At 66.2% G+C, this 6,845-nt stretch carries 9 protein-coding genes; 6 read left to right on the top strand and 3 right to left on the bottom strand.

Annotated features, from left to right (window positions below):
* Both ACNA7R_RS04150 and ACNA7R_RS04145 read left to right on the top strand, forming a co-directional pair.
* A partial coding sequence (locus tag ACNA7R_RS04150) for an inorganic phosphate transporter (RefSeq protein WP_416282291.1) occupies positions 1 to 412 on the top strand: 412 nt, incomplete at its 5' end.
* Between the two features lie 139 nt (positions 413 to 551).
* Positions 552 to 1,256: a hypothetical protein gene (locus ACNA7R_RS04145; protein ID WP_416282290.1), complete on the top strand. Its 705-nt coding sequence runs from the start codon at positions 552 to 554 to the stop codon at positions 1,254 to 1,256.
* On the opposite strand, the gene ACNA7R_RS04140 is transcribed toward ACNA7R_RS04145, so the two are convergent.
* Positions 1,253 to 2,644, bottom strand: coding sequence for a hemolysin family protein (locus ACNA7R_RS04140; protein WP_416282288.1), 1,392 nt, complete (start codon positions 2,642 to 2,644; stop codon positions 1,253 to 1,255). The genes ACNA7R_RS04145 and ACNA7R_RS04140 overlap by 4 nt on opposite strands.
* 96 nt (positions 2,645 to 2,740) lie before the next feature.
* Between ACNA7R_RS04140 and ACNA7R_RS04135 the strand changes: the two genes are divergently transcribed.
* Genes ACNA7R_RS04135 through ACNA7R_RS04125 form a run of 3 tightly spaced genes read left to right on the top strand, consistent with a single transcriptional unit; the run spans position 2,741 to position 4,203 of the window.
* The gene (locus ACNA7R_RS04135; protein ID WP_416282287.1) at positions 2,741 to 3,073 is read left to right on the top strand and encodes a glutaredoxin family protein; all 333 of its coding nucleotides are present in this window, start codon (positions 2,741 to 2,743) and stop codon (positions 3,071 to 3,073) included.
* Positions 3,073 to 3,579 carry a redoxin domain-containing protein gene (locus ACNA7R_RS04130; RefSeq protein ID WP_416282286.1) on the top strand — a complete coding sequence of 169 codons (507 nt, stop codon included), beginning with the start codon at positions 3,073 to 3,075 and terminating at the stop codon, positions 3,577 to 3,579. The genes ACNA7R_RS04135 and ACNA7R_RS04130 overlap by 1 nt, the downstream gene beginning before the upstream one ends.
* A gap of 39 nt (positions 3,580 to 3,618) precedes the next feature.
* Positions 3,619 to 4,203: an L-threonylcarbamoyladenylate synthase gene (locus tag ACNA7R_RS04125; RefSeq protein WP_416282285.1), complete on the top strand. Its 585-nt coding sequence runs from the start codon at positions 3,619 to 3,621 to the stop codon at positions 4,201 to 4,203.
* On the opposite strand, the gene ACNA7R_RS04120 is transcribed toward ACNA7R_RS04125, so the two are convergent.
* Positions 4,200 to 4,880: a hypothetical protein gene (locus ACNA7R_RS04120; RefSeq protein ID WP_416282283.1), complete on the bottom strand. Its 681-nt coding sequence runs from the start codon at positions 4,878 to 4,880 to the stop codon at positions 4,200 to 4,202. The genes ACNA7R_RS04125 and ACNA7R_RS04120 overlap by 4 nt on opposite strands.
* Before the next feature lie 61 nt (positions 4,881 to 4,941).
* The gene (locus ACNA7R_RS04115; RefSeq protein ID WP_416282282.1) at positions 4,942 to 5,532 is read right to left on the bottom strand and encodes a conditioned medium-induced protein 4; all 591 of its coding nucleotides are present in this window, start codon (positions 5,530 to 5,532) and stop codon (positions 4,942 to 4,944) included.
* Between the two features lie 167 nt (positions 5,533 to 5,699).
* On the opposite strand from ACNA7R_RS04115, the gene ACNA7R_RS04110 reads away from it, so the two are divergent.
* Positions 5,700 to 6,845: 4Fe-4S dicluster domain-containing protein (locus tag ACNA7R_RS04110; protein ID WP_416282281.1), on the top strand; the 1,146-nt coding region annotated here is incomplete at its 3' end.

Raw genomic sequence — 6,845 nt, 5'->3', positions numbered from 1 at the left:
GGTCGGGCTCGCGATCGGCCCGCTGATCCCCCTCTCGGGCGACGTCGGACTGCCGCTGATCGCGCTGCTCGTCGGCGGCGGATTCGGGCTGTTGCTCGGCTCCTGGACCGGCGCGCCGCGGATGATCAAGGCGATCTCGCAGGACTACTCCTCGCTGGGCCCGCGTCGCTCGATCGCCGCCCTGATCCCGTCGTTCGCCATCGCGCAGGTCGCCGTCCTGTTCGGGATCCCCGTCTCGTTCAACGAGATCATCGTCAGTTCGATCATCGGCAGCGGCTACGCCGCCAGCTCCGGCGGCGGCGTCAGCGCGAGAAAGATGGGGTACACCGTGCTCGCGTGGGTACTCTCGCTTGTCGGGTCGATCATCGTCTCGTTTGCGGGCTATCTCGCTATCGACGCCGTCCTGCTCTGATACGGATTGCTGTACCGATGTACCGGCGCAACCGCGACCCGTGCGACGGTTGCGCCGGTAATGACGTACAGTAAACCGTATGATCCGTCCGACAGGGGACATCGAACAGCCTTTACACGACCGGTGGCGAGAGTCGAGTATGGACGCGACCGAACCGATCCAGTGGCGACGGGATCCCGATACCTCCCGCACCGTTCGACTCCTGTGGTCGCTCGGCGTCGGGACCTTCTTCGCCGTGAGCATCATCATCATCTTCTGGCGGCTGTTCGACATGGCCACGCAGATCGGCGGGCAGTCGATCGTCGTCGCCGCGCTGGCCGCCGTGTTGGTCGCCGCCGTCGCGTTCGCCCTCTCGAGCAACGCCGAGCGACAGTTCGAGCGTCTCGCCGACGCGCTCCCGGTCGCAGCCGATCGGGACGTCTCGCTCGACCGAGCGAGCGATGCGATCCTGGGAACCGTAACCATGATCGTCCTCATCGGCTCGCTGATGATCGGCGGGCGAATCGTGTCGGAGCAGGGCCTGCTGGGCGGCGTCGGCGCCGGCCCGTTCACCGGGCTGGCCGCGCTGACGCTTCCGCTGGCGCTCGTCGCGCTCCTGCTGGCGTCGTTCCTGCGGTCTGTCGGCGCGTACAACCCCGAGGAGCGAACGATCTACCTCTACGATCCCGACCAGGCGATCGACCTCGACGTGATAACGGACGCCTCCGTCCGTCAGATCGGTGACGTCGCCATCGTCAACTTCGACTACGCACAGCCCGACGGCCGCTACGTCCAGGGCCCCCGACGGGTCGTCCTGCCGCCGCGGGTCGCAAGCGAGGTCGTCACCGCCGTCGACGCCCGCTAGTTCGCGTCGGTCTCCTCGAGTTCGTCCGCGGGCTCCTCGTCCGTCTCGTCGTAGTGATCGAGTTTCTGCAGCCGCGCTTTCATGATGCGTGTGTTCTCGACGGTTTCGACCGTGATTCGGACGCCGTCGAACTCGATCTCCTCGCCCTCCTCGACGAGCCGACCCGCCCGATTGAAGATGAAGCCGGCGATGGTCTCGAACTCCTCGCCCTCCGGCAGCTCGATCTCGAGCGCTTCGTTGACGTCCTCGATGTTGACCTCGCCGCGGACGAGGACGGTGTCGGCGTCGATCTCCTCGATCGGCAGGTCCTCGCCGCCCTCTAAGATCTCGCCGATGATCTCTTCGACCATGTCCTCCATCGTCACCAGCCCCTCGGTGGTGCCGAACTCGTCGATGACGATCGCCATGTGCATCCGGTTCTCTCGCATCTCGGTCAGCAGTTCGTCGACGTTTTTCGACTCGGGGACGTGCAGCGTCGGCTGGATGAGATCGGCGAGCTCGAGATCCTCCGTCTCGGCCTCGCCGTAGTTGAGATCGCGAACCAGATCGCGGATGTGGACGACGCCCTGGACGTTGTCGAGGCTGCCCTCGTAGACCGGGACCCGGGCGTGGCCGCTCTGGATGCAGGTCTCGATCGCCTCGTCGATCGTCGCGTCCTTGGGGACCGCCGTCATGTCGAGTCGGGGCGTCATCACCTCCTTGACGATCGTCTGGTTGAACCGGAAGATCCGGGTGAGCATCTCGTGTTCTTCCTCCTCCAGGACGCCCTCGCGCTCGCCGGACTCGATCATCTCCTGGATCTCGTCGCGGGTGACGTAGGGCGACTCGATCGCGCCCGTCGAGCCGGTGAGCTTGTTCACCTGCCGAGTGAGGTAGTCGAAGAGGACGATCAGCGGGTAGAGCAGGTACTCGGTCGCCTTCAGGGGCTTCGAGATGCGGATCGCCCACGACTCGGTGTTCTCGACCGCGTAGGATTTGGGGACGCTCTCGCCGAACAGCAGCACGATCGCGGTGATCCCGAACGTCGCGAGCAGGACCCCCACCAGCCCGCCGAAGTGAAGGGAGAGCACAGCCGTGGCGATCGACGACATCGCGATGTTGACGATGTTGTTTCCGACGAGGATCGTCACGAGCAGCCGGTGGGGATCGTCCTTGAGGTCCTTGACGAGGGGAGCCCCCTCGACCCCGTCCTCGACCATTCCGTCGAGACGATGTTTCGCGAGGTTGAACATCGCGATTTCGGACGAGGAGAAGAATCCGGAGAGCAGGATGAGTACCGCGACGGCGAGAACGCCGAAGACAGTCACGCTCGACTCGTCGAACTCGAGGCCGACGAACGGAACCTCGTAGGCGGCGAGCACGACCTCGAGCAGCGGAGACAGCGCCATGATACCCTGAGTTAACACCCGATCGGTTAACCGTTTACCATTCTTCCCACTCTCTCCGACGACACGTTTACCCCCTCGGTCCCCCAACGAACGGCCATGTCCGAGGCCACCAGTCGCGACGACGGACCGGCGATCACCTTCTACCGGCTCCAGGCGTGTCCCTACTGCGAGCGCGTCGCTCGCACGCTCGGAGAGCTGGGACTCGAGTACCGCTCGCGGTTCGTCGAGCCGCTTCACTCCCGGCGGGACGTCGTCAAGCGCGTCGCCGGCGTCCGCACGGTCCCGGTCATCGTCGACGACGAGACCGGCGTGACGATGGCCGAGAGCGCCAACATCGTCGACTACCTCGAGTCGACCTACGGCGCCGGTTCGGACGGCGGCTCGACGACCGCTACGGAAGCGACGGCCGACGCCGGGGGGGACGACTGATGCCCGAGTTCGACGTCGTCGAACTCGAACCGACCGACCACCTCGAGCCCGGCGTAGAAGCCCCCGACTTCGCGCGACCGCTGGTCACCGACGAGTTCTGGGAGGATCGGTCGCTGTCGGAGCTGGTCGACGGACGAACGATCCTCGTGTTCACGCCGATGATCGGCTCGTTCGTCGCCAAGTACGTCTGGGACGAGCTGGCCGAGCGGGGCTGGCTCGAGCGCGAGGAGCAGGTCGTCGGGGTCACGGCCTCGACCCCCTACGGGATCTCGCGGTTCCTCGACGAGAACGACCTCGCCGTCGAGATTTTTGCCGATCCGACTAACGAGATCGCCGACGAGTACGGGATCGCCCACGACCTCGACGGGATGGCCGGCATCAGCGAGCCCCGGCTCGCGTTCGTCGCCCTCGAGGCCGACCGGACGATCGAGTCGATCTGGGTCGCCGACGAGTGGCCCGAGTTCCCCGACTACGAGGAGCTCGAGGCCGAACTCGGGCTCGACTAACGCGGTGCGTTTTTGGCGTCGCCGGACCGATCGAGCGGTATGAGCGAACTCGAGTCCGCTGCCGAAGCGATCCGGGGCGGCGAGCTGGTCGTCTACCCGACCGAGACCGTCTACGGGCTCGGTGCGAACGCCGTCGATCCCGACGCCGTCGAGTGGGTGTTCGAGGTGAAGGGACGGGACCGGTCGAAGCCGGTCTCGATGGCCCTGCCGTCGGTTCCGTCGGCCCTCGAGTACGTCCGCGCGACCGACCGCGAGCGCGAGTTCATGGCGACGTTTCTCCCGGGCCCCGTGACCGTGCTCTGCCGCCGCCGCGATGTCGTCCCCGACGAACTAACTGCGGGCGAGGATCGGGTCGGGATCAGGGTCCCGGACCACGACCTCGCGCTTCGACTCTGCGAACGGGCCGGGACGCCGGTCACGTCGACGAGCGCGAACGTCAGCGGGCGCGGGAGCGTCCGCCGGGTCGACGACCTCGAGCCGTCGATCCGCGAGGCCGTCGCGGTGACGCTCGACGGCGGCGAGACCGCAGGGACCGAAAGCACCGTCGTCGACGTCTCGAGCGGGACGATCCACCGCCGCGGTGCGGGGGCCGACGAGATCGAGGCGTGGCTCGACGCTCACTAACCGAATCCCAGCAACGACCGCAGCGTCCGCGTTCGAACGCCACACTGCTCTGCGAACTCGCAGGCTCCGCACTTCGCCCGGTTGTCGATCCTGGCCGGCGGCCCGTCGAGTTCCCGCACCGCCCGCAGCGCCCGGCGGTACCCCGCCTTCCGTCGGGTCGTGAGATCGATCCGCCGGATCGTGCCGTAAGAGGGGTACTCGAGCCAGGCGCGCTCAACCGACCGCTCGTGTTCCCACGCTAGCGCCTTCGCGGCCGCGACGGCGTGGACCGACTGGGACTCCCAGACGCCGTTCTCTGGGGGTTTGCCCGCGGAGACGAGCACGGGCTCGAGGGGGTCCTCGAGGACCTTGTGGACGATCCCGCGGCAGTGGCGCCCGGTCGCGAGGACGTCTCGCGCGGCGGGCTCGCGGAGGCGCTTCCAGTGATCCGCTTCCGCGAGCCGTCGCCGGGTCTCGGCGAGTCGATCGCGGTAGGCCGCCGGCGGAACGGCGATCGGTTCGGCCTCGAGCGCGTCGATCGACGTCTCGAGCAGGGACTCGTAGCGGGGCTCGAGATCCCGAATTTCCGTAACCTCGGGTGGGGGTTCGCGCTCGTCGTCGTCCTGCCGGCGCCGGTAGTAACACTTCCGCGGACAGTAGGCGGCCGTCCGGAGATCACTGAAGGGGACGTGTGACACGGGCGGTCTGGCCCCGCCTTCGTACAAAAACCCTCGTCTGCTCCGTGCGGAGTTCGTCGCGCTAGAAGTCGACGTCCGTCTCCATTCCCTCGGTGGCGTCCTCGAGGCCGTCCTCGCGAACGTCGGTCGCCATGCGCTCGGAGAGGGCGGCGTCGGCGAGGACGCTGTCGAACTCGTCGCGGTAGCGGTCGTTGGCCGCGCGGGATTCGTCCTGGGCCGCGGCCACACGACGGTAGCGACCGATGCGATCCTCGCTGACGTCGTACTCCTCGGCGAGCGCGGCGTCGTCCTCCTCGCGCTCCCGGATCGCGGCGAGGTCGACCTCGTCCGCGTCGCTCTCGTCGATCAGGTGCAGCGACATCCGCGCCTCGAAGACGTCGGCCTCGTCGACGCCGAGTTCCTCGGCCAGCGCCGCATCGGAGCGGTCGTCGTAAAACCCCTCCGCAACGCGAAGGTAGTCGTCGGTCGAGAACGGACCCCCGAGCCCGTAGCGTTCGTTCATCTGCGTGACGACGCTCTCGAGGCGCTCCCGGTCGGTGCGTTCGTCCTTCTCGAGGGAGCCCCGGTCGTCCTTCTGGGCTTCGGTGACGGTCTCCTCGCCGTCGGTGACGTCGGTAAAGAGATCGCGGAGTTCTTCGGTTTTCTCGTTCATGGGTGCACACTCGCGGGAGGCGTCCATATAAGCCTGTTGGCAGAACGGACCGGGAACCGCAGTTAACAGAAACTCAAAATACTCGGTTAATTTACGCAGGACGACAGCGGGGTACGGCGGACAATCTCGTGACAAGAATTAAGTCACGGCTCCCCGCCTAATTGAACATGAACGTCCTCGCGCAGACGGAGGTGACGAGGGAGACCTACTGGGGGCTCAGCAGCACGGAGTACGCGCTGTTCTATCTCCTGGCGACCGTCACGATCCTCGTCTTCCTCTACGGAGTGTACACACGATTCACGCGGTACACGGCCGGCGACGACGACCCGTTCGCCCGCCTCGACGACCTCGGCAGCCGGATCCTCTCGAGTACGAAGATCGTGCTCTCGAACGAGAAGCAGTTCAACAGGGACCTCTACGGCGGGCTGATGCACGCCTTCATCATGTGGGGGTTTCTGACCCTGCTGATCGCGACGACGATCCTCTTCATTGATGGCTACTTCTGGGAGCCGTTCCAGGGTTCGTTCTGGGTCGACGACTTCTATCTGGGCTACCAGTTCATCGTCGACGCGATGGGACTGCTGTTCGTCGTCGGCATCGGGATGGCGATGTACCGCCGGTACTGGGTTCGCAACGAACGCCTCTGGGACCGCCACACCTCAAACGAGGACGACATCTTCATCTGGACGCTGTTCGCGCTGGGCGTCGGCGGCTTCCTGCTGGAGGGACTGCGCATCTACGCGACGGGGATGCCCGACCACGAGATCGTCAGCTTCGTCGGCTGGGGGCTCGCCCTGCTGTTCCAGACGATCGGCCTGCCGACGATCGCCGGCACGGGAACCGACCCGAACCACGTCACGCTGGCCGTCTTCGGCTTCAACGCCGAGACCTTCCACTGGCTGGCCTGGTGGTCCCACTCGCTGATCGCCTTCTTCTTTATCGCGTGGATCCCCTACGCCAAGCCGTTCCACATGCTTTCGTCGTTTGCGAACGTCGTCACCCGCGACGAGAAGGCCGGCAAGCGACTGCCGAACGTTCCCGCCGATCTGGACGCCACGAACGCCGAGTCCATCGAGGACTTCACCTGGAAGGAGATGCTCGACCAGGACGCCTGTACCAAGTGCGGGCGCTGTTCGGCCGTCTGTCCCGCCAAGGCCTCCGACCGACCGCTCGACCCGCGCAACGTCATCCTCGATCTCAAAAAGTACCGCGAACACCGCGCCGAGGGCGGCGAGGAGCAGCCGATCATCGCCGACGGCGGTGCCGCGAGTGCATCGAGCGGCACGTCGTCGGGCGGAACGTCCGACGGAAGT

The organism is Natronococcus sp. (assembly GCF_047921035.1).
GTDB lineage: Archaea > Halobacteriota > Halobacteria > Halobacteriales > Natrialbaceae > Natronococcus.
This window is presented reverse-complemented; position numbering and strand designations above follow the sequence as displayed.